This is a genomic window from Flavilitoribacter nigricans DSM 23189 = NBRC 102662 (assembly GCF_002646595.1).
Lineage (GTDB): Bacteria > Bacteroidota > Bacteroidia > Chitinophagales > Saprospiraceae > Flavilitoribacter > Flavilitoribacter nigricans.
This window is the reverse complement of sequence record NZ_PDUD01000001.1, coordinates 111,268-133,166: the sequence shown is the minus strand read 5'-3', so window position 1 is coordinate 133,166 and position 21,899 is coordinate 111,268. Positions and strand designations below refer to the sequence as shown.

Below are 21,899 nucleotides of genomic sequence, written 5' to 3'. Positions count from 1 at the left end.
CGCCTATGAGCTTGACCCAATATCTGCTGGAATTCAGTATCTGCCTGGCGCTCTTCTACGCCCTGTACCACTGGCTGCTGCGGAAAGAGACTTTCTTTCAGCTAAACCGCTGGTACCTGCTCCTGAGCCCGGTACTTTCCATGATCATCCCCTTTTTGGATTGGCAGTTACCGGCCGAACCGAGCCAAAGCAACTGGGATCAGATCGTGGTACCGCTGGTTACGGATCTGCAGGAACAGCAGCTTATGATCTGGGAAAATCTGGGCCGGCCCGCGACGGCTACCGCCAGTTTTACTTATCTGGATCTGCTGGTGGTCATCTATCTAATGGGCATGCTCTGGATGGCGGGACGGCTGTTGTACCGCACCTGGCGACTGATGAAACTTATCGGCTTGAGCGAACAGAAACAGGAAAGCGGCTATACGGTGGTCAGGACCGCTGAAAAGATCCCGGCGGCCAGCTTTCTGAGCTATGTATTCTGGGAAGAAGGCCCGCTGAGCCCCGAGCGCAAAAGTATTCTGGAGCACGAGTTGGTCCACGTGCGGCAATGGCACAGCCTGGACGTCCTGTTGATGGAGGTTTGGGTGATGTTGAAATGGTTTCATCCGATCATTTACTGGTACCGCAACAGTCTTCGGCTGACGCACGAGTACATTGCCGATGCTTACGTAAGCGATGCTGCGGGATCACGCCTGGAGTACGCTCAGTTGCTGACCAATACTAAAGCCCCAGTGCCGGCCCACCAGTTATTACACCACTTTAATTCATCCATAAAAATGCGTTTACTCATGTTAGCCAAACACCAATCCAGTAAATGGAAATACCTGAAAATACTATCTATCCTGCCGGTGACCGCGGTGTTGATGATGCTGTTTGCCTTCAACCTGTCCGGAGAATTACCCGACCCGCTCGTGGAACCGCTGGAAAAGATTGAAAGAGGCATCCAGGATATAGCCCAGCGCCCAGTATTGCCGCCGGAGACGACCGAGACTTTACCAGCTATGGCCAAAAATTACACGCTGAAATGGGGAGAGATCGAATGTGCCTGCCGGAATGAGCAGTTCCCGAACTACTATCACTGCGAAAACCAAAGTCTCCGGCCCCGCGAACTGAAGCGACTGATCCGTAAGGAGGGTGGTTTTCAGGTTTTTCTGGAAGATCAGCCGCAATCGATCACCGAATTGAAGGCCGTGAGTAAATACATGAAAGATATGGGCGGATACCAGGGGCAGTTCGATGAAATGGAGCAGTCTTTCAACACCGAATCTCCACTGTGGGATCAGGCTGAAAAAGGTGATGTGTTCCGTTTTACCTTTTCCAACGGCGGCGGCGACTATTTTGAATTTGACGTGGTGATGAATAACCGGCGGGAGGACTTCGTATTCGGCTCACTGGTTGAACTGGGCGATTATCAGTTTAATATCAATCTGACCAATGACGTCGGCGTGGTTCACATGGATGTGGAGGAATTGAAGAAGCTGGCCCAGTCGCCCCTGCGGGTATTGAAAAATAACGACGCGTATTATTCTCTGGCCAGTGCCAGGGTTACCAATCAGCAGGCCCTGCGCGATGATCATTACAAAAGGGTCAGAGGAGAAGCACTGGATATCAGTAAAGCCAATGCCATATTGGAGGCTTTCCCGGGAGACCGGGTCCATTTTGCGCTGGAATCCGAAGCGGGTGAAACTATCAAATTCGATGTAATGCTGCGGGAAAAATCTTCCTGGGACGGCCGCAAGCGGGAACTGGGCTTCTTTTGGGGAGACCGCTACTTTGAAACCCGGCAGATGATCATGCTGAGTAAGGCCGAACTGGAGGAAATGAAAGCGGAAGAGATGTACCTGTACGCCAACGGGCGTAAACACCGGATGGAAGACGTCGCTCTGGAAGAAAATGTATTTATTGCCTTTAGGGACGGGAAACCGGAAATAGATAAAAAACGGGTCAGCAGTACCAAAGAACTGATTGAGCTGCGATTGCCAAAACTGGAACCGGGAGATGCCCTCAGTCTGGGGCAAATGAAATCCGTCAAAGGATACCTGTCGCCCTATATTTTCGTGCGTATCGACTACGACTGGAAGGAGGTCTTTGCGGATAATCCCAACGCCCGGGTGTTGCCCGGTAATAAACTGGTGATCGAACCGGCCCGGCAGGAAGACCTGAAGAAAATATTCGATCTGACCGGCTTCAGAAATATCTTTTACAAGATCCAGGTAGATAATAAAGTCTATGAGCTGGATCAAATGGATAAGGTCGAAGGAAAAACGATAATGCTGGAAAAAGATGGTGAACTTCCTCCGGTGAAGAACAAGATCATCGTCAGCCGGGTCGAATGCCTGAATTGTAAAAAATAACCAAATCAAACTGGGCTGTAGCTTCGTGCTGCAGCCCATTGAAAATAGTTAAGAACCATACCCGGCGATTTGAACCAATGCGAACGCGCCCCATCGGATATTAGGGCTAAAAAAACTGATCGTTGGAAATTCCTGAAAAATTATAGGGGATTTCCGAATTAAAGCTGGATTTTACGAAGGTTAATTTGGCCTTACGCGAATGAAAATGGGCTAACTCTGGTTAGTAGTTCTATTGCGTAACCATAACCTTCAAAATCATAGCGGCAATGACTTTCCAGGGTGAAAAACCACACGTAAGGATTGGTACCATAGGCCAGGGGGAACAGGGAAAGACCACACTTACCCGGGCAATTATCGATTATCTGGTCGGGCGGGGGTTGGCCAAGCACAAGGACCCGGCTGAGAAAGTCGAACTGAAAGATTGCGGTGATCATTCCTTTTCGCCACAGTTCGAGTACGAGACCGAGAACCGGCGCTATACGCAAATTGATTTTCCGGGCGGTGATGATCCCTATATAAAAAGTCTGGTCACCGGGTCGATAAAGATCGATGGGGCCGTCCTGGTGGTGTCTGCTGTTGAAGGTATTAGGTCGGAAACTATACCACATCTCGTCCTGGCCCGGCAGGGAGGAGTCTCCAAATTGGTGGTTTTTATCAATAAAACGGATCTGGTCGACAATTCCGACTTGATTGATCTGGTCGAGACCGAGATCAGAAAAGTACTGAACCAATACCAATTTGACGGAGAGCAAACGCCAGTGATCAGAGGTTCTGCACTCAGCGCCCTTAAGGGAGAAGCTCAAGACATAAACGCTATTGCTGCTCTGATGGAAGCAGTAGACCAGCATATACCAACTCCGGTAAAAGCGATTGATAAACCTTTCCTCCTGCCGGTGGAAGATGTTTATGTTATCGCGGGGCGAGGAACGGTTGCTACCGGACGAATTGAGCGTGGCGTGATCAAAACCGGTGATCCGGTGGAGATCGTGGGAATGACGCAGGAAGAAGAAAAGTCTTTGACCGCTACGGTGACCGGGGTGGATAAATTCCGTAGGATCCAGGAACGTGGTGAAGCTGGTGATCATGTCGGTCTGCTGCTGTCCGGTGTAGACCGGGAGGCGATCAAACCCGGCATGGTGATCTGTGCCCCCGGGTCCGTCTCGGCTAAGCAACGATTTATCGGTGACGTTTATATGCAAACCAGGGAAGAAGAAGGCCTGGATAATCCTTTTTTGGACGGTTACAAGCCGCAGTTTAAGTTTCGCACCAGCACCCTTAGCGGAAAGATCACTTTGCCCGAAGGGGTAGATCGGGTACACCCGGGAGATACCATTTGCTTTGAGGTAATTCTGGAACAGCCCATTGCCATGGAGGTCGGCCTGCACTTCATCATCCTGGAAAACAATCACCCCATTGGCGCAGGAAGAGTCACACAGGTCCTGGATTAAAGGAAAAAGGTATTAAGACATATTACGGATTATTAGCCGTAAGTGGCCGCCTACCAGCGGTCGACGACTATAATCAACGCGTTCGAAGATTATACTGAAAGGTTTTATAACCGGCCTACTGGACATATTTGTCTCTGGTAGGCCTTTTTTATATCCAGTTTCCCTGACCCCTCGCCCCTGACCCCACTGACTCCTAATATCTCTGACACCTGACCCCTCGCCCCCTGACCCCTCACCCCCTCCAAAATCCCTAAACAAAACCCTATCTTTACCTCCATACTAAAAACGACAAATTCATCAACGACATGTCCTACCGAATCCTTTTGCTGGCGCTCATCTCGGGCATGCTTTTTACGACCTGCTCCGATATGCCCGAACATTACGAGACCTACGAAGATTACCCCATTTACGAAGGGACAGACCTGGGTGTCCGTTACCAGCCGGAACGCACCGAATTTCGCCTGTGGTCCCCGGCCGTAACAGCGGCACGGGTACGAATTTATGAAGATGCACTGGGAGGCGAGGCTCTGCAGACGCTGCCCCTGGAGCGATCCGATGCCGGTACCTGGTACGCTGCTCTGGAAGGTGACCAGGCTGGACGGTACTATACCTTTCAGGTGCGATCGGAAGGTGCCTGGCTGGAAGAAAAACCCGACCCTTACGCCAGAGTAGTAGGGACCAACGGGCAACGAGGCATGATCATCGATCTGGACAGCACCGATCCCGAAGGCTGGCAACAAGACCGCCGGCGCGTAACGGTTCAACCCACCGATGCGATCATCTATGAACTGCACGTGCGGGATCTATCCATCGCGGGGAACAGCGGTATCCAGCACAAAGGAAAATTTCTGGGCTTGACGGAAACTGGGACCACGAGCCCCGATGGACTCAGTACCGGTTTGGATCATATTCGGGAAATGGGGGTTACGCACGTTCACATCCTGCCAGCCTTCGATTTTCGCTCCATTGACGAGAGCGATCCCGCCAGGTTTCGCTACAACTGGGGATACGACCCACAGAACTATAATGTGCCGGAGGGCACCTACAGTACGGATCCCAAGGATGGTGCCGTTCGCATCCGGGAATTCAAACAAATGGTGCAGGCCTTTCACCGGGCCGGTATCGGCGTGATCCTGGATGTGGTCTATAATCATACGGGAGATACGGATAAGTCGGTATTCAATCAACTGGTACCCGGTTATTACTACCGGCACTGGGAAGATGGCCGCTTTTCGGATGCCTCCGCCTGCGGTAACGAAACGGCTTCGGAACGGGCTATGGTCCGCAACTACATTATCGAATCCGTAAGGTACTGGGCGGAAGAATACCACCTGGATGGGTTTCGCTTTGATCTGATGGGTATCCACGATATTGAAACGATGAATGCAGTCAGTTCGGCTCTGCATATCATGGATCCTTCGATCCTGGTCTACGGAGAAGGCTGGACGGCCGGCGATAGCCCGTTACCTTACGAGGACCGGGCATTAAAGCGATTCACGCACCGCCTGGACGGAGTCGCGGCCTTCAGCGACAATATCCGGGACGGGATCAAGGGCCACGTCTTTACGCCGGACGATCGGGGTTTTGCCAGTGGCAAACTGGGACTGAAAGAGACCATTAAATTTGGGATCGTCGCTTCTACCGATCATCCGCAGATCGAATACGATTCGGTACTCTGGCTGGATGAAGCCCGGGCCTGGGCGGCATCGCCGACGCAAACCATGACCTACGTCTCCTGTCACGATAATCATACCCTCTGGGACCGGCTCCTGAATTCACAACCGGATGCAACGGAGGCCGAACGCATCCGGATGCAAAAACTGGCCGGAACCATCGTACTGACCTCGCAGGGCATCTCCTTCCTGCACGCCGGGATGGAAATGCTGCGTACCAAATACGGCGTAGAGAACTCTTTTGAGTCACCAGATTCCATCAACCAGATCGATTGGGCCCGGAAAGCGCAGTATGCGGAGGTAGTGGACTACTTCAAAGGTCTGATCCAAATGCGCAAAGACCACCCCGCATTTCGGATGACGAGCACGGAAATGGTACAGGAGCATTTGCAATTTCTCGAAACCGAAGGCACGAATTTCATCGCTTACACCATCAGCGGCAATGCGAATGGGGACCCATGGTCCGACATCCTGGTCTTGTTAAACGGCGATCTGAGCGATCAAGACTTTGACCTGCCCGCCGGCGATTGGACACCGGTACTCACCGAAGCGGGTTACCGGGAAGCAGGTGAGGCCGATGCGAAAGCCGGATCGATCACGATCCCGGCGAGTACGGCCTTGGTGCTGATGCGGTAGCAGTCCGAAGGGAAACGTTGGTAGGCTTGCCATGCCGTAGCCTACCTTACCGAATGGATCCCAACTTGTACAGGTGCAGCGCACCGTCCTACTGTTTCTGATTCCTGAGGATCAGGTCGCTACGCTGTAGCTCTAGTTCTTTTCATCCTTTGGAGTTGGAAATAGAACGGTGCGCTGCACCTGGTCCTTTATGTGAAGTGTCTTGGTCTTGACGCGCTGCTAATAGCCAGGATTATCAACCCGCTTCGGTCAGTTATATAAAGTACACTCTACAAAATGGTTTGATCCTGACCTGGTTTGGCACGTCGGATCCCCAACTAATTTTACTTCAGCGTAGGTGCAGCGCACCGTCATAGCTCCAATTTGACTGGACCGATTTTTCTAAGGTGCAGCGCACCGTCCTGCTGTGTCCAACTTTGGTTGATCAGGTCGCTACGCTGTAGCTCTAGGTCTCTTCATCCTTTGGGGTTGGAGATAAAACGGTGCGCTGCACCTGATACTTTATGCGAAGTGTTTGCGAAGTGTTTTGGTCTTGACGCGCTGCTAAAAGTCATGTTTCCCAAACCGCTTCGGCCATTATATAAAGTGCTCTGCACAAACTGGTTTGATCCCGACCGGGTTTGACACGCCGGAACCCAAATCCAATTCACGTCATTAGTAGGTGCAGCGCACCGTCATAGCTCCAATTTGACTGGACCGATTTTTCTAAGGTGCAGCGCACCGTCCTACTGTTTCCCACTTTTGGTGATCAGGTCGCAACGTTGTAGCTCTAAGTATTTCCATTCTTTCTGCTCGAAAACAGTACGGTGCGCTGCACCTACCCGTGCAATTTGGCATACACACTACCTTCGCCCAAGATCAGCGAATCCTTCTAAAATTTAGTAGCTTTGCGGCACGTTCTACAATGGTACCAAACAGCAATACGAATAGATGTCAGTAACGGTAACAAACCTTACCAAACAATACGGTAGCCAATTGGCGGTAAATGACCTGAGTTTTGAGGCCAAAAGAGGAGAGATCCTGGGATTCCTGGGCCCCAACGGGGCGGGGAAGACCACGACAATGAAGATCATTACCAGCTACATTCCGCAAACCAGCGGTACGGTAAGTGTATGTGGACACGACGTGACGGCAGAGCCCATGGAGGTCCGCCGGAATATCGGTTACCTGCCGGAACACAATCCGCTGTACAAAGAAATGTACGTACGGGAATATCTGCATTTCATTGCCGGCGTCCATAAGATTGCCAACCCGAGCCAACGCATTGAAGAAATGATCGAAATGACCGGACTCGGGCGCGAGCAGAACAAACTCATTGGTACGCTTTCCAAAGGCTACCGGCAAAGAGTAGGGTTGGCCCAGGCCATGCTGCACGATCCCGAAGTACTAATCCTGGACGAACCCACCTCGGGACTGGATCCCAATCAACTGGTAGATATCCGGGCGCTCATTAAACGTATCGGCGAGGAAAAGACGGTGATCTTCAGCACGCACATCATGCAGGAAGTACAGGCGATCTGCGACCGGGTACTGATCATCAACCGGGGCCAACTGGTGGCCAACGATCCGATCGACCGCCTGCAGAGCCGACTGGAAGGCGAAGTGCTGGTCACGGTAGAGTTTAAGCAAAAAGTAGATCAAAAGCGTTTACTCGGTATCGATGGGGTAAAAGCGGTCAAACAACTGGGCAAACGCTGGCAACTGACCTCAGATAAGGACCGCGATATACGCGAAGCGGTTTTTGCCTTTGCCGTAGCCAACCAATTGAGCCTGCTGGAACTCCATAAAGAAGAGGTTAGCGTGGAAGATGTTTTCCGTCGTCTGACCGCAAATTGATTTCGGTGATCAACGGCCTGCAGTCCACCATTCATCCGGGCACGCCATAAGGGCCGTTCGTCACCCCGATTAAAAACAATAACGTGAAGACCACTTTACTATTCGCTTTTCTGGGTCTCTGTACGCTGGCTTTGGGTCAGGCGGAAGCCGCTTTTCTGGATCGCAACTACGAGTTCCAGGATGGTCTTTATCTTTCGCTGGCTTCCTTCCAGGCCGATTCGCCCGATATTTCCATCAATGATCTCGAAGGCCGATTAGTCACCAACGACGATACCGGGCTGACCAAATCGGATTATCTGGCTATGAAATCGGATACCGGTGCCCAGGAGATCGACCTGCAGAACGTATGGGGCATCGCTCTGGATGGCCATCCCTACATCCGGATATCGGAAAATACCGGCGACCGGCAGTTTGCCACTTTCGCCAAAGTACGGGTGCGGGGAGCGATCTGCTATTTCACTTTCGATTCGGAAGTGGAGCGATATATTGAAGTGAAAGCATACAATCCGCTCAACGGAAAGCCCTTTCGCCGCGGCCGGGTCAAGAATATGGAAACGGTGAACAATAAAAGGATACTGCGTTTCGATACAGGAGAGGTAGCTCCTCTAACCCGTGAAAACTTACTGGCCTGGGTGCAGGACGATCCGCAACTGACCGAAGCGGTAACTGCACTGGAAGGAGAGGATATTTCGGAAAAACTGTACCGGAGTATGCTCATTTACGATGACCGCCACCCGGTCTTTATTACTCGCAAGGATTAGCAATACCTATGACAAGTATTTTCTGGAAAGAGATCAATACCTTTTTTAGCTCCCTGATCGGATATATCGTGATCGGAGTGTTTTTGATCATCATGGGACTGGTACTATTTATTTTTCCCGATACCAGTTTGTTGGAGTACAATTACGCCAGCCTGGACCAGTTGTTTCTGATGGCTCCGCTGGTGTTCATGTTTCTGATACCGGCCGTCACGATGCGCTCTTTTGCGGAAGAGCAGCAGAACGGTACCATTGAACTGCTCACCACACGGCCACTGAGTGATCTGTCCATCGTGCTGGGAAAATTCCTGGCCTGCCTGATCCTGGTGGTCTTTGCCCTTTTGCCCACGCTGCTGTACTACCTGACCGTCTACCGGCTCGGAGCTCCCACCGGTAATCTCGATTCGGGAGCCATTGCCGGATCTTACTTCGGTCTGATCTTTCTGGCGGCTATCTTCGTTTCGATCGGGATCTTTGCATCCAGTCTGACCAGCAACCAAATCGTTTCGTTCGTACTGGCCACTTTCCTGTGCTTTATCCTGCATTACGGCTTTTATTACTTCAGCCAGTTGCCGGTATTTTTCGGTCGCACCGATGATATCGTGCAGATGATGGGGATCGATTACCATTACGAGTCTATCAGTCGCGGCCTGGTGGATACCCGGGACCTGGTCTACTTCGTTTCGGTAACGGCGCTCTTTATCGCCATGACGGTGGTATCGATCGGCAGAAGAAAATGGTGACCCGTACATCCTGAAGCTTTAGTCAAAATCGCTGTTGAATAGAAAAATTAACATCCGTGTCTGATAGCCCGAAAAGCAAAAAAACACAATCCCTGATCCAACTGGCCCTGTTTGCCGGTATTGTGATCCTGCTAAATATTCTCGTCAATGTACGCATTGGCGGCCGGGGCCTGTACGCCAATATCGATCTTACGGAAGAAAAGCGTTTTACGCTCAGTCCGGCTACGGAATCCATGTTGCGGGATCTGGACGACGTCGTCTTCGTCAAAGTACTCCTGGAGGGTAACTTTCCGGCGGAACTGAAACGCCTGCAACGGGCCACGCTGGAAGTGCTGGAGGACTTTCGCTCCGTTTCTCCCTACGTAGAATTTGATTTTGAAGATCCTTCCGCGGGAACTTCCGAGGAAGTGAACCAGCTGCGGGAACAACTGCGGGCCTGGGGTTTGCAACCGACCAACTTCGGTACCCGGGATGAATCCCAGATCGTCTATCCCTTTGCGTTCGTTCGCTACGGCGACCGGGTATTTCCGGTAGATATTTTCGAGGAAGATGTACCGGGCGTGATCCCGGACGAGATCATCAATCTCTCGATCAGCCAGCTGGAGTACAAGCTGGCTAATGCCATTCAAAAGGTACAGGTATCACCGAATAACCGCGAATACATTCTCTTTACCGAAGGACACGGTGAACTGGATTCGATGCAGCTGTACGATTTCCGAACCAGTCTGGACGCCTTCTACGCTACCGCTTCGGTGGATCTGGACAGCATTATCACCATCGATCAACAGGTGAAGTTGCTGGTGGTGGCCAAACCCACGGAGAGTTTTTCCGAGCGGGATAAATTCAAGATCGATCAGTACGTGATGACCGGTGGTAAAGTGCTTTGGCTGATCGATCACGTCGCGATGGGCCTGGATACCCTGATGGTCAAACCCCTGCCTTATTATCCGGCACCCTACGAGCTGGGTTTGGCGGATATTTTGTTCAAATACGGCATCCGTTTCCAGGACAATTTCGTGCTGGATTACCGCTGCAGCAATATTCCGCTGATCATGGGGCCGCAGGGTACCCCGCCGAAATTTTTCCGCTATCCCTACCATCCGGTGATCGTTCCCGAAGTGGACCACCCGATCACCAAAGGCCTGGGTCTGATCAATCTCCGGTATCCCAGTGGACTGGACACCGAAGTGCAACTCCCTCCGGGTTTGAACCGTACGGTGCTGTTCAGTTCTTCGGTAAATTCCATGTACCAAAAGTTGCCCGTGGGTATGGATTTCGATTTCCTGCGTTATCCACTGAAACAGGAGGCCTTTCAAAAACCGCCGCAACCACTGGCGATGTTGATCGAAGGTGAATTCCCATCTTTCTTCGCCAACCGGATGAGCGCGGAGATGAAAGAAGGTATGGAACAACTGAATATCGAGATCCGGGATCAATCCCTGCCCACTTCCATGATCGTAGTGGCGGACGGCGATATCGCCCGCAATGAGATCAACCGCGACGGGACGCCCAATGCCCTGGGCTACAATATCTACGAAGCGAATGGCCGGGGATATCTATTCCGGGGAAATAAGGATTTTTTGATCAACTGCGTGGAGTACCTGGTTAGCCCCCACGGGGTGTTCGAAGCTCGCGGTAAGGAGGTGAAACTTCGCCTGCTGGATAAAATGAAGGCCGAGCAGCAGAAAACCATCTGGCAAATGGTCAATGTTGTATTCCCCATCTTTTTTCTGGTGCTCTTCGGTTTTGGCTACAACTGGTGGCGTCGGAGAAAGTATGCCGGGAAATAGGAACGTGGAGTTTCGCAGTTTCCTGAATCGGAGCTGTAGGCTGCTAAATGTCTGAAGATAATGAACCGTACTTATATTTTACTCATCGTTTTTCTGTTGCTTGCCGGTCTGACCGGATGGTATTTCTACCAGGGAACGCCGGATAAATCGTCGCTGCTGCGGGAAGAACGCACTTTTAAGGTCGAACCGGAAGAGATCGGTAAGATTTTTCTGGCGGATCGCTACGGTACCAATACCACGCTGGAACGCAGTACCAACGGCTACTGGGTGGTCAACGGACAATACCGGGCCTACGATAATGCAGTGGATAACCTTCTGGATGCCGTAAGCCGGGTGGAAATGAATTACAAACCACCGGCCGCTGCGGTACCCAATATGGTGAAAAGTCTGTCGACGCAGGGCCTGAAAGTGGAGATCTATAACCGGAGCGAAAAGAAAGTCATGGCTTATTACCTGGGTGGAACGACCCAGGATGAGCGGGGCACTTTTATCATCCGGGAGGGATTTGATCAGCCCTATATCGCTCACATTCCCGGCTGGTCGGGTAATCTGCGGGCACGTTTTGACCTGACGGGCGATCAGTGGCGGGATAAGGCCGTTTTCCGGGCGGAGATGGATGAAATTGAAGAAGTGGCCGTCGAATATCCCCAGCAAAAGAGCCAGTCGTTTCGGATCCAGCGCGACGGTCGCGACTGGAAGGTAGTTCCTTTCTACGATATCACTCCCGTGATCAACCGCCCCGAGCAGGAGGGAGCGGTGGAAACCTACATTACGGAATTCGAATCTATTTTCGCCGAAACTTTCCAGAATAGCAATCCCCAGCGGGATTCGCTCAGCAATCAGTTACCCTTCTGTTCCATCCATTTGAAAAAACGGAATGGGGACCTGCAGGAAGCACATTTTTTTCCGCGTTATCCGAAGGCCATACTGAATCCCGACACGGGCATCCCCGAACCGACCGGAGATGTGGTGGAACGATTCAGCGTGCTCACCAAAGGCGGCGATTTCATGGTAGTGCAGGAGGTGGTTTTCCGCAAGTTATTCCGGCCTTATTCTTTCTTTTTCCAATAGCGCTAAGAAGTTGAGACGGGCCAATAAAAAAGTGGAAAGCTGTAACGAAACGGCTTACCACTTTTTTGATGTTCCACTTAACAGCAACAGACTGCCGGTACCGCAGTCAGCGGCGAAGTACGCAGAATGCGGTAATGCCCCAGCTGGGCACTGAGTGGCCGCACATTATCCTGTACCACCGCTGCACTTGCTGCGTGGTCGCTCATACCGGCAATGTTGAAATCACTTCCGGTAGAATGCGCTACGCCCACCGGCCCCGGTGTACGGCCTTCCCGCACGAAAGAGGACAGTCGCGGCATCATTTCCACACAGAGTACACTGAGCGGCGAATCTGCCGGTAAGCCCAGCCGTCGCAGCAGGAACCGGATCTGTTCGTTGGTCCAGCCGGTGATGCCGACCAGAACCCGGTCTTTATTCCGGACGGCCTTAACGGGCACTTCCGTTTTGGGATCGCCGAATACCCGATCCCGGTCGATCAATTGGAGTGGTCGCTCGTGGAGCAGAATGTTTCGGTGTTCCTGACCGTCGGCCTGGTGCACCTGGGCGTAGAGCAGACACCAGATCTCCGTACGCGGTGGATCGGCCGTTACGTTTTTGCCCCGGAAAACCGCCGAAGCGTAGGGCGCATTGACATACATCTTTTCATCATCCCGGTTCACATTGCAGAATAAGTTCGGAACGGGATGCTGAACACCCGTCGTGCGGAATGGCCGTCCGTAACGCCCCTGTGCGGTTGACCAGACATCGGCGTGCCCCACCCGGAATTCGTAAGTGAAGAAACCGAACAGTTCCTTGTTTTCCGGGTCCATACCCGGCGGCAGGGGCAGAATGTAGTGCAGATCGGAATCGGATGATTTTTCCATTCGCTGCATGGCACCCATACCCGCCAGATCGTCGCTCTGGCCCGGACTGATCACCCGCATTAATTCGGGATCAATGGGCAGCGCGGGTTCTTCGGGAGCGATGTACAATTCACCGCGATTGCCCTGAGCGAGCAACGGATCGGGTGAATTGGCCAGTACCCGGGCGAAGAGGGCATCCTGCGGATTGGCAATTGGTTCGGCAAATTCCAGCCAAAGGTATTTCCGTCGTGGTGTCGTATTGGCGTACCCATCATCGTATTGATAAGGGGAAAGGGCCACCCCGGCCGAAACAATTTTCGGTACCTGGGACGGTGGTGTAGTGACGGGAAGACTGAGATCTGCCGACCAATTGTCGCTTTTTGGTATATTTTCATCCCGGAAATGCGGTACCAGTTCGTAGGAAAGTTCCAGTACATCGGGAAATCCGTCATTCGCGGGTTTAGGTTCTACGGCATCGATGAAGATAAGGGTGGTGTGGTCGCGATCCGGATGGGTCAGTTCCACCCGGCTGGCTGTTTTCATCGGCACGATGTCCCCAACGACTTTATCGGTTTCGTGAGGGCTGTCCTGTCCCTGGAATTTAGTTGTTCTTTTGACTTCGAATCCTCTTTCGGAAAGGGCATCCCAGGTCCAGTCTCGATCCAGGTCGATCTTGATCACCACCAGCCAGTGGTTCAATAATTCATTCTTACTGGCGAAGGTAATGCTGGAATGTTCCGGCGAGAGCGTGTGGCGGATAGCCCGGGAACAGCCGAAGCGGAGCCGTTGGCCGGGAGTGCCCAGCAGGGTCAGTCCTTTCCGGTCTACATTCAACTGGTCGCTGAACCGCTGGATCATATCCGAGGGTTTATCCTGACTGCGCCGACCGAATAACACTCTGGTGAACCGGCCGTCGTAATCGGCTTTAGGATCGGGCTGCAAATAGATCCCCTGGATCTGGGCGCTGAGCGCATCGTCTACGTAAAGATCTTCTTCGTTAGTGGAAGCTTCCCGGAGCAAAAACTGGAGCGGTTTGCCGATATGCGCTGCTTCGTGTCCGTAGTACTCCAGATTCTGTTCTCCCACTGCTCGCAGGGTCAGGCGTATATTCCTGCCGGTAGGCAGCAACAGGTCATTTTGCTCGTGCAGATCTTCCAGACTGGTTCCCATGATGTCTTTTCCCGGATTTAAGGGATTGGAAAAATCCAGCGTAAAGGCATCGAGATAGGTAAGCGGGATATCCAGCGTATCGGCAAAATCCGCCGGGAAATTTCGTTGGGTCGTATAGTAATGGACAAAGTTTTCCCGTCCGCTCACAGAATCCACCGTATCCATTTTCAGGGTCTGGATCTCTACGATCACTTCTACCGCTACGACATCCGGATCGGGCAATCCAAAGGAATCGGTTTTTTCGTCTGCTTCCGCTTTGGCCAATTCGGCCGTCGCTGCATCCTTCAGGGCCTGATAAACATTTTGGTATTTGTCGGTATACACAACCGACGGGTATCCCAGCAACGGCCTGTTGACCTGCAGCACATTTCCTGCCGGCTGGAAAGGTACATCACTGACGGCCGGTAAAGCTTCGATCCTCAGGGCTTCCGGAACGACGAATCGCCGGAAGTGGCAAGGGGCAACAGGGGAAGGAGCTTCGTACACCGGCTCGTCAGTAATGGTTGGTCCGCCACCGGTTGGATCGGTCATCCGGACCCGAAATTCATAGTGATTGCCGTATTTCAAAGTGATATTGTCCAGCCCTTCGGGCAGGTAGAGTTTTCCTAGATTGCTGCTGCCTTTTCCGAGTGTACTCTGCGGTAGCTGGTAGATCTCCGCGGCTTCCTCATCGGGTAAGACCATCGACTGGCCGTTCCAGCCGGCGAAGTAATGAGGCAGCCAGAAATGGCTTTCGTTGGTGTATCCGTCCAGTTGGTTGGGATGGACCTCCACCCCGAGCTCTCCGCTGAAACTACCTAGGTTTTGATCGCCGACGGCCAGATCCGTCTTGCTATGCACCCGCACCAGAGAGGTCCAGTTGGTGTCGCCCTCCAGGCGTACATCGACCCGGTAGGCATGGATACCCGTCGGCGCGTCCAGCGGCCGGCCGCTACCGGGCTGATCCGGATTCTCCTGCATCAGACGGTTCATGCGGATCACGGCATTTTCGTCATCCCAAGCGAAAAGTACACCCTGCTCGTATACCGGCGGATTTTCCAGGTCCCGATCGCCTTCTACCAGCGGATCGGCACTGATCGGCTGGTTGGCGTGTACGATCTTTGTGAAACCGTCGTCGAACTGACTGGTCTCCTGGAAGATGGTATCGTAATTGCCGTCCGGTACCGGAGGATTGGTCAACAAGACCGGGAAAAGATTGGGGGCGAATAAGGTCCGCTCGCTAACGTTTTCCAGGATGGGAATGCGGGCAGCGTAGTGCTTTACGAAAGTGGGATCATTATCCAGTTCCTGCCGGTAGGAACTATCCGGGCCGAGGCTGACGTAGAGGTAACCGCCCTGGTCGAACCAGTCATTTTGCAGCGTCAGACTGGTTTCGTACACCAGACCCATACTCCTCGACAGCAATGGATGGCGCATACAGTAGGCGATCACCTTACCCCAGCTTACTGCATTGGTGTCTTCGACAAATAGCGGATTCGGTCCTTTTTTGTCTTTGATGGCACAATGGTAAGTATCGTCGATCAGAGCATTTTCCGTGATCGGCCGGTGAAAATTGAAGGCGTTCCGGTAGGTTTCCGGCAGGTATTTTCTTACAAAAAAATTGGGGCGTACCTGAGGCGGTTTGTGAAAGGCCGGACTAACGTTGAATTGACTGCCCAGTTCCTGGTAAATAGAGGGTTTATCTACCGTACTGGCGGTATAGTCCAGTATGGGCCGTTCACCGGCTGCGGCAGCCTCGTGCGGAAAGAATTGTAGCCCGTCGATAATTCTGGCTTCCAGTTGTATATCAGCTTCCGCAAAGGGGATAGCCGATGGGGCTAAAGGTTGTAAAGGGTCGAAGCCCTGATCGACGGGTACGATCAATACATTGAGGCTGATGTTGCCGTTCTCAAGCTTTTGGGGAAAGGTCAGTATATTTAATTTGTTCATTTTTTTTGATTTAGGAGTCTGGAGGTGTCAGGTGTCAGGTGTCAGTTTTCAGGTGTCAGGTGCCGGGTGTCAGGCGTTAGGCTACCTGGCGGGTTTCCTGCCAGGATTCTGAGAAACTGATGTTGATCACCCAGGCAATACTGATGTCGATGGCGAAAGTTACCTGTGCCAACATCTCCGTACGATCCGGACCACTAATGTTTTTGGTAATGGAGCCCTTGGCCTCGATCATGATCTGGATCGTGACAATGCCGCCCAGGATCTCCGCCCTTCCTTTAAAGAGCAGAAAGGCTCCGACGACGAGCACCTGTTGGTCCATGTAGATGTCTACCCCAACCATAAAGAGCAGGGAGACGTTGCCGGCTACGGGTAGGCCGACGATGATCTCCGCTCCGAAGCCGTAACTCATGGAGAGCGTGGGGCCGAGCTTGATATCGGCCGCCAGCGCCAGATTGACAGAACCGGTCGCGTAGATCGTGGCGGCGCCTACACTGGCGCACATTACCGAAAGGCGACCGTAGAATTCGAGGAACGCTCCTGCGCTCGGAAGCAGCTGCTCGATATCGGTGGTCAGCCTGAACGGTTGGTTGAAATAACATCCCACGCGCAGACCGGCTTCGATCTTCAGCGGATCGGCGGCCGAGGCGACTGCCGGCGGCGGGAATTTGATCACCGGGATCTCCTTCACCGCGTGCATGCGGTATTCCCAGCTATCGGCAGTGTTGCTCATGGCGATCTCCAGACCTTTCTGCAGGAGGTCCCCGTAACTGGCCGGATCGGCGGGGTTTTTACTCAGGGTCGACAGAATGGTGAGTAGATCGATGATGGGTTGCAAGTAGGTTTCGTTGAACTTGATCACCGGATTGATGAAACCGGGTTCGGCTCCTTTCTCCGAATCAAACTTCCCACTTACGATCAACATCCGTTCAATGGGACCGAGATCGACCACCATACGAATATTATCCATTTTGGACAGCCACTTTTTGCCGGTGTCCTGGCTGAGGGCATCCAGGCCGAAATTGAGCTTACCGTTGGAGCTGTCGTCCTTGTATTCAATATAAATCTTTAGGTAGGGCTGCTCGTCAACCAGTACCAGCGGTTCGGCCGGTAGCGGGATCTCGATCTCCTTGGGAATATTCCCCTGGATCATCTGAAAGCCTTCCTCCAGTATGTCCACTACCGATCCGTTGAGAGGCATCGGAATGGCATCCTGAATATTGGGGAATATGCCGGTAGAATTGATCAGTCGGTAACCGTCGGCAAAATCGGGCACTTCACTGATCAGGCTGGATACCCCACGCTGGAAGGCCGGAACCCGGAACAGGGCTTTCTGGGTGCCCGTGTTTTGCAGGAAACCGAAATTAACCGTATCGGTTTGCGGCGGTCGGAGCAGATCAATAGCGTTGGCCAGTCTCCATTTTTCGTTGGTGTTGGCCGGCGGCAGGGCCATTTCGAAATAAGTATTGCCCTCGGAATCCTGCTTCTGGGTCTTCACCATTTTTCCGATCCGGATTACCGGCAGACTGGAAGCGTCCGGTAGCGGACTGACCTCACCGTTGCTCTCTGCCTGCTGGACCATACTCCAGGAACCGTCTTTCGGGAGGATCACTGAGCCCCGGGCAAGCGCCGCAAATATCGGATCGGCCGGATTGTTGCCGGCCTTTACGGATGGGCTCATTTCAAAGCGGTTGATCCGCATAAGCTGCTGGGTTTCCGCCATGGCAATGGTGCAGTCCAGATTCCCGCCGATCGCTCCCAACTGATAGTTGAGCAGGCCCTGGAATAGTGCCGGAGATAGCGGTTGTGCGGCCGGTGCCACCTGGACGAAACCGAGGATCTTTTTAGATGGTACCCGCCCGTTGGTGCCGCCCTGGACCAGGCCGTCGATCTCGACATCGGCGTCAAAATAAACCGGAGCCAACTTGACCTCGACGGACATCGGGGAAGTAACGGCCTCTTCGGCTTTGTCTTCATTGATGAAAGTCCGGTCGAGCGGATGGGCACCGTTCTGGCTTTTATTCCAGATCGGTTCGTAGGGGAGGATGTCATCCGTATCGATGATCTCCCGCACTTTGTATAGCCCCCGGACAACACCGGGATGGATCTCGTACGGACTTTCCCGGGCTTCTACCACATTTTGTACGTTCGGATTCCCGTCCTCGATCGGTACCCGGTAGGAAAAATCAAAAAGGCCGTCGCTTTCGGCCTGCCAGCCGCTGTCAAAGCGATAAACAAAGCCGGTGCTCACCCGGAAGATCGTAATGGTGCGGACCACCCGGATACCCCAGGGATAGATCAGGCTTCGGACCTGGATGACTTCGTGCGCGGTCCGCCCTTTAAAGACATTGAAGCGGGCCTGACTCGTCTGGGCGATCATCGCATTGCTATTCCGCCAGTCGCTCATCGTACTGGCCCCGTAACCGGAAAAGTCGATCCGCTTCAGAGGGACACCCCGGTCCCGGATACCCGGGAAGGGATCGAGCATGAATTCCCGGTTGAATATTTCGGAGACCAGGGCACCGAGCGTATAGGCGAAGGTTTCCTGACCGGCTGCTGTCAAAACGTTATTCAGCTGGAAGGTAGCCCCCCGGAAAACGTTATCTTCTCCTTCGTTCGGCGGTTGTCCGGATAAAGCCTGTAACTGCAGGCCTCCGCGCAGGTCATTCGGGAATAAGGGCTGTAAAAGCTGGAGGTCGGTATCTTTTTTGATCTGCCCGTTGCTTCTTTGCAGCATAGCAAACGCCTTCATGCCGAAGGGTAGCGCAAAGAGGGCCCAGGTAGCGCTATTGGGTTTGTTCTCATCGTGGAAGGAATGGACCAGATGCTCCACCACCGGAACGGGTTCCAATGGTACCATTTCGGAGCCGGTGGTCCCGAAGCGGGTCGGTCCGCCGTCATTCGGATAGAGGTTCCAGCCGCCGACGGGGTCGCCGGCAATCGCCGGTTGCGTAAGATTGATCAGGGGCTCCCAGGAGATCTGAGGTACGGTAAAGGCCCGGGCGAAGCGCGCCTGGGTGCTCAGGTCGAGTCCTTTGATCTGCAGGATCGCTGCGTTTTCTCCATCTTCCGCCACATCGTAGGTGGTCATGAAGAGATGGGTTTCCTCACCAATATAGTTGAAACTGACTCCCATGAGATCGGCCTGAGTGGAAACATCCAACAGGGCAAAAGTCTCATTAGTCAGTACGTCAAAGTAGTCATCCCACTGGCCTTCGTTCGATTCTCTGGGAGCGGCAGCGGCGTGGGTGGCCGGGCCTCCCGTTTCTCCGGAAAAATTGTTCGCGAAAGAGGTATAGGTGTTGCGGGCCGGGCTCACTACATTATCGGATACCGGCCGGGTGACGGAATCGGGATCCGGCAGTTTGAAACCGCCGGAGGGTAGGGGAGCCAACAGAAAATTCGTTTCTACCGAACTGCCGCTTTCCTGGGTGTCGTCCGGCGCCCATTTCACCTGAGCGATGAGCAACTGGGTCACCTGCGTCCGATAATTATTCGTACCGGCCAGATAAGCCCGGTCGTCGATGGGTGGAAGCTGTCGTTCAATGACTCCCAGGTTGGCCGCGTACGGGTGGGGCAGAGTAGGGAGGTAGTGGTACAGTCCCATACTCAGCAGGCTGTTGCCTTCCGTGATGATAGCTTCGTCCGGATCGATCTTCCCAAAAAGGAAGAATCCATTGACTGGTGTGGTGGTGAACAACGCATTCCGGATGGCAATGCCCATGGGTTCCGGTAAGGTGCTCGGATCGTTCGGTAGATAATTGTCAAATAAGATATTATCGTCGTACACCGCGATCGTCTGCTCTTCATCATTGTAGCCGAATAAGACCAGCGAGGCTTTGGTTCGGACGGCCAGTGGTTGCCCGTCTACTTCAACCGGACGATCTCCCCGCAGTTCTGCATCGGCGGCGACGCCCATCAATTCCTGCTCGGCATTGGCCACGTACCACCAGGCAAAGGCATCCGTATACTGCAAATGCAGCGTGCTGTATTCCTGTCCATCTTCTTCCGGCCAGAGCTGGTACAACTGGTGGGCGTAAATGTTACCGGCCGCGAGGTCATTGATCGCCAGTTGTTGATGGTTCAGAAAAACGGAAGGAGCAGCCAAGGCTACCGGACCCGCCTGTAAATTCCGCCAATTTGCCTGCAGTCCGGATTTGGCCTGCAACAAAATACCACCGTTTCCGGTGGCCGCGGTCGGTTTTTGGGTGTCGATAGCGGAAACGGGCAAAGCCCAGGCAACCTGACTGATCGGGCCGGAACCCTGCAGTTGGCAGAAAGGTGAAAGGGACTCTTTTACGTTGAATTCACCTTTTGCCGTCTGCATGGGGATCAGCACCTGTGAAAGTGTAGTATGGTAAGATGGTGATTGAGATTTATCCCAGCTGAATTTGTTTTCCTCACCGTATAATTTCCAACGGGCATTGCCCAGTTTGTTGATCGTGAGTGACTGCGGAGTGACCGTAAATACGAAGTTATCCGGCAGACTGAGATCGGCATTTAGGAAATCGCTTCCGGTTTTTTTCTTGGTTTTACTCTTGGTTCGTCCCTTGTCGTCCAGTTGCAGTTGAAATTCGAGGCTGGCTCCGTTCTGCAGGATCAGCTTGCCGTGGTTGTTGGTGAGTTTCCCCTTCAGGGCCACTTTACCGCCCTTGATCTGGAGACCGGCGTACTGTGCCGCCGGTACATTGGGGTTGAAGAGTCGTCCCAGAATATAAAAGCTGCCGGATTCGAGATCGAAGAGTTGTCTGCCCCGGGAAGGGTTACTGAGGGTACTACTGAGTTTATCCTCTTTTACCGGGAACAGTAAAATAGGATCCGGGTTGTTCGGCGCATAAATGCTGATGATCTTGACCACGGGGTAAAAATCAAACCAGAATTGCCGGCCGTCGGTACCCAGGTAGGGCCCTAGTGAATGATGCGGAACGGCACCCCGGGCCCAGGCCGGACTACCGCCGCGCCCGAGATCGGTAACCAGTGGCGTTTCCCGGCGAAATACCCGGTATTCGGGTTCGGGATCTTTCGACTTGGATTTCTTCTCGGTTTTCTTGAGGACCTTTTCCAGGCGGTCTTTGAGCCTCCTGGGAACGGCCGGATGGGAAAAGGCGTCAGCCGTCTCGAAAGACAGCGGACGGGCCAGCATGTCGGAGAGTTCCTGATGGACCAGCTGATCCGCCAGGGCCTGATGGAGTTTGTCAATCTTTTGTTTACCCGGTGCTTTTAAATGGCCGACCAGGTGAGCCAGTTGTGGTTTTAAGGTGTCGGTTTTCATAATACGATCAATAGGGACGATGTGAAATATTGGTATAGCCGGCAATCCGTACTCAGTATGGAGTGCCAGAAATATAGCTAGGATGGACCGCTTAAATCCCGAACGGGAGATAACGGACCTATTGTCTCAACCGGACATACCGGTCAAATCAATAATAATTAGGTAAATGGTTATTTTATGATAGCGATAGAAAGTATAGACCCAAGAGCGTATGTATTCGCAATATTCTTAAGAAGGGCGTTTTTGCGAGAAATTTAGCCTAAATTATAATTTTTATTGGGAGATGTCAAGGCAAATGTTGTTGGGTTTGTCTATGAACGTGCCGTTTATTTATTTTATTGTTGTGCCTGCCCGGCAAATTTTAGGAGCACTAATTTAAC

At 52.7% G+C, this 21,899-nt stretch carries 10 protein-coding genes; 8 read left to right on the top strand and 2 right to left on the bottom strand.

Features of this window, described 5'->3' with window-relative positions; translation table 11 throughout:
- Nucleotides 1-5: 5 nt before the first annotated feature.
- The 8 genes from CRP01_RS00500 to CRP01_RS00465 all read left to right on the top strand — a co-directional run bounded on the left by CRP01_RS00500 (nucleotide 6) and on the right by CRP01_RS00465 (nucleotide 12,309).
- The gene (locus tag CRP01_RS00500; protein ID WP_099148018.1) at nucleotides 6-2,354 is read left to right on the top strand and encodes a M56 family metallopeptidase; all 2,349 of its coding nucleotides are present in this window, start codon (nucleotides 6-8) and stop codon (nucleotides 2,352-2,354) included.
- A gap of 266 nt (nucleotides 2,355-2,620) precedes the next feature.
- Nucleotides 2,621-3,802 carry a GTP-binding protein gene (locus CRP01_RS00495; protein ID WP_099148017.1) on the top strand — a complete coding sequence of 394 codons (1,182 nt, stop codon included), beginning with the start codon at nucleotides 2,621-2,623 and terminating at the stop codon, nucleotides 3,800-3,802.
- A gap of 305 nt (nucleotides 3,803-4,107) precedes the next feature.
- Nucleotides 4,108-6,111, top strand: coding sequence for a type I pullulanase (gene pulA, locus CRP01_RS00490; protein WP_099148016.1), 2,004 nt, complete (start codon nucleotides 4,108-4,110; stop codon nucleotides 6,109-6,111).
- A 930-nt stretch (nucleotides 6,112-7,041) separates the two neighbouring features.
- The gene (gene gldA, locus CRP01_RS00485; protein ID WP_099148015.1) at nucleotides 7,042-7,947 is read left to right on the top strand and encodes a gliding motility-associated ABC transporter ATP-binding subunit GldA; all 906 of its coding nucleotides are present in this window, start codon (nucleotides 7,042-7,044) and stop codon (nucleotides 7,945-7,947) included.
- Between the two features lie 83 nt (nucleotides 7,948-8,030).
- Nucleotides 8,031-8,708, top strand: a complete 678-nt coding sequence (locus CRP01_RS00480) for a hypothetical protein (protein WP_099148014.1) — start codon at nucleotides 8,031-8,033, stop codon at nucleotides 8,706-8,708.
- 8 nt (nucleotides 8,709-8,716) lie between these two features.
- Complete coding sequence (gene gldF / locus CRP01_RS00475; protein ID WP_099148013.1) at nucleotides 8,717-9,448, top strand: gliding motility-associated ABC transporter permease subunit GldF; 732 nt, start codon at nucleotides 8,717-8,719, stop codon at nucleotides 9,446-9,448.
- 56 nt (nucleotides 9,449-9,504) lie between these two features.
- Nucleotides 9,505-11,238, top strand: coding sequence for a gliding motility-associated ABC transporter substrate-binding protein GldG (gene gldG / locus CRP01_RS00470; RefSeq protein WP_170110164.1), 1,734 nt, complete (start codon nucleotides 9,505-9,507; stop codon nucleotides 11,236-11,238).
- 60 nt (nucleotides 11,239-11,298) lie between these two features.
- Nucleotides 11,299-12,309, top strand: a complete 1,011-nt coding sequence (locus CRP01_RS00465) for a DUF4340 domain-containing protein (RefSeq protein WP_099148011.1) — start codon at nucleotides 11,299-11,301, stop codon at nucleotides 12,307-12,309.
- Between the two features lie 77 nt (nucleotides 12,310-12,386).
- Here CRP01_RS00465 and CRP01_RS00460 read toward each other — a convergent pair whose 3' ends face one another.
- Together CRP01_RS00460 and CRP01_RS00455 are read right to left on the bottom strand one after the other, a co-directional pair.
- The gene (locus CRP01_RS00460; RefSeq protein ID WP_099148010.1) at nucleotides 12,387-16,250 is read right to left on the bottom strand and encodes a hypothetical protein; all 3,864 of its coding nucleotides are present in this window, start codon (nucleotides 16,248-16,250) and stop codon (nucleotides 12,387-12,389) included.
- Nucleotides 16,251-16,326: 76 nt separating this feature from the next.
- Entirely contained in the window at nucleotides 16,327-21,519 is a 5,193-nt protein-coding gene (locus tag CRP01_RS00455; protein ID WP_099148009.1) for a hypothetical protein, read from the bottom strand.
- Nucleotides 21,520-21,899: the final 380 nt, after the last annotated feature.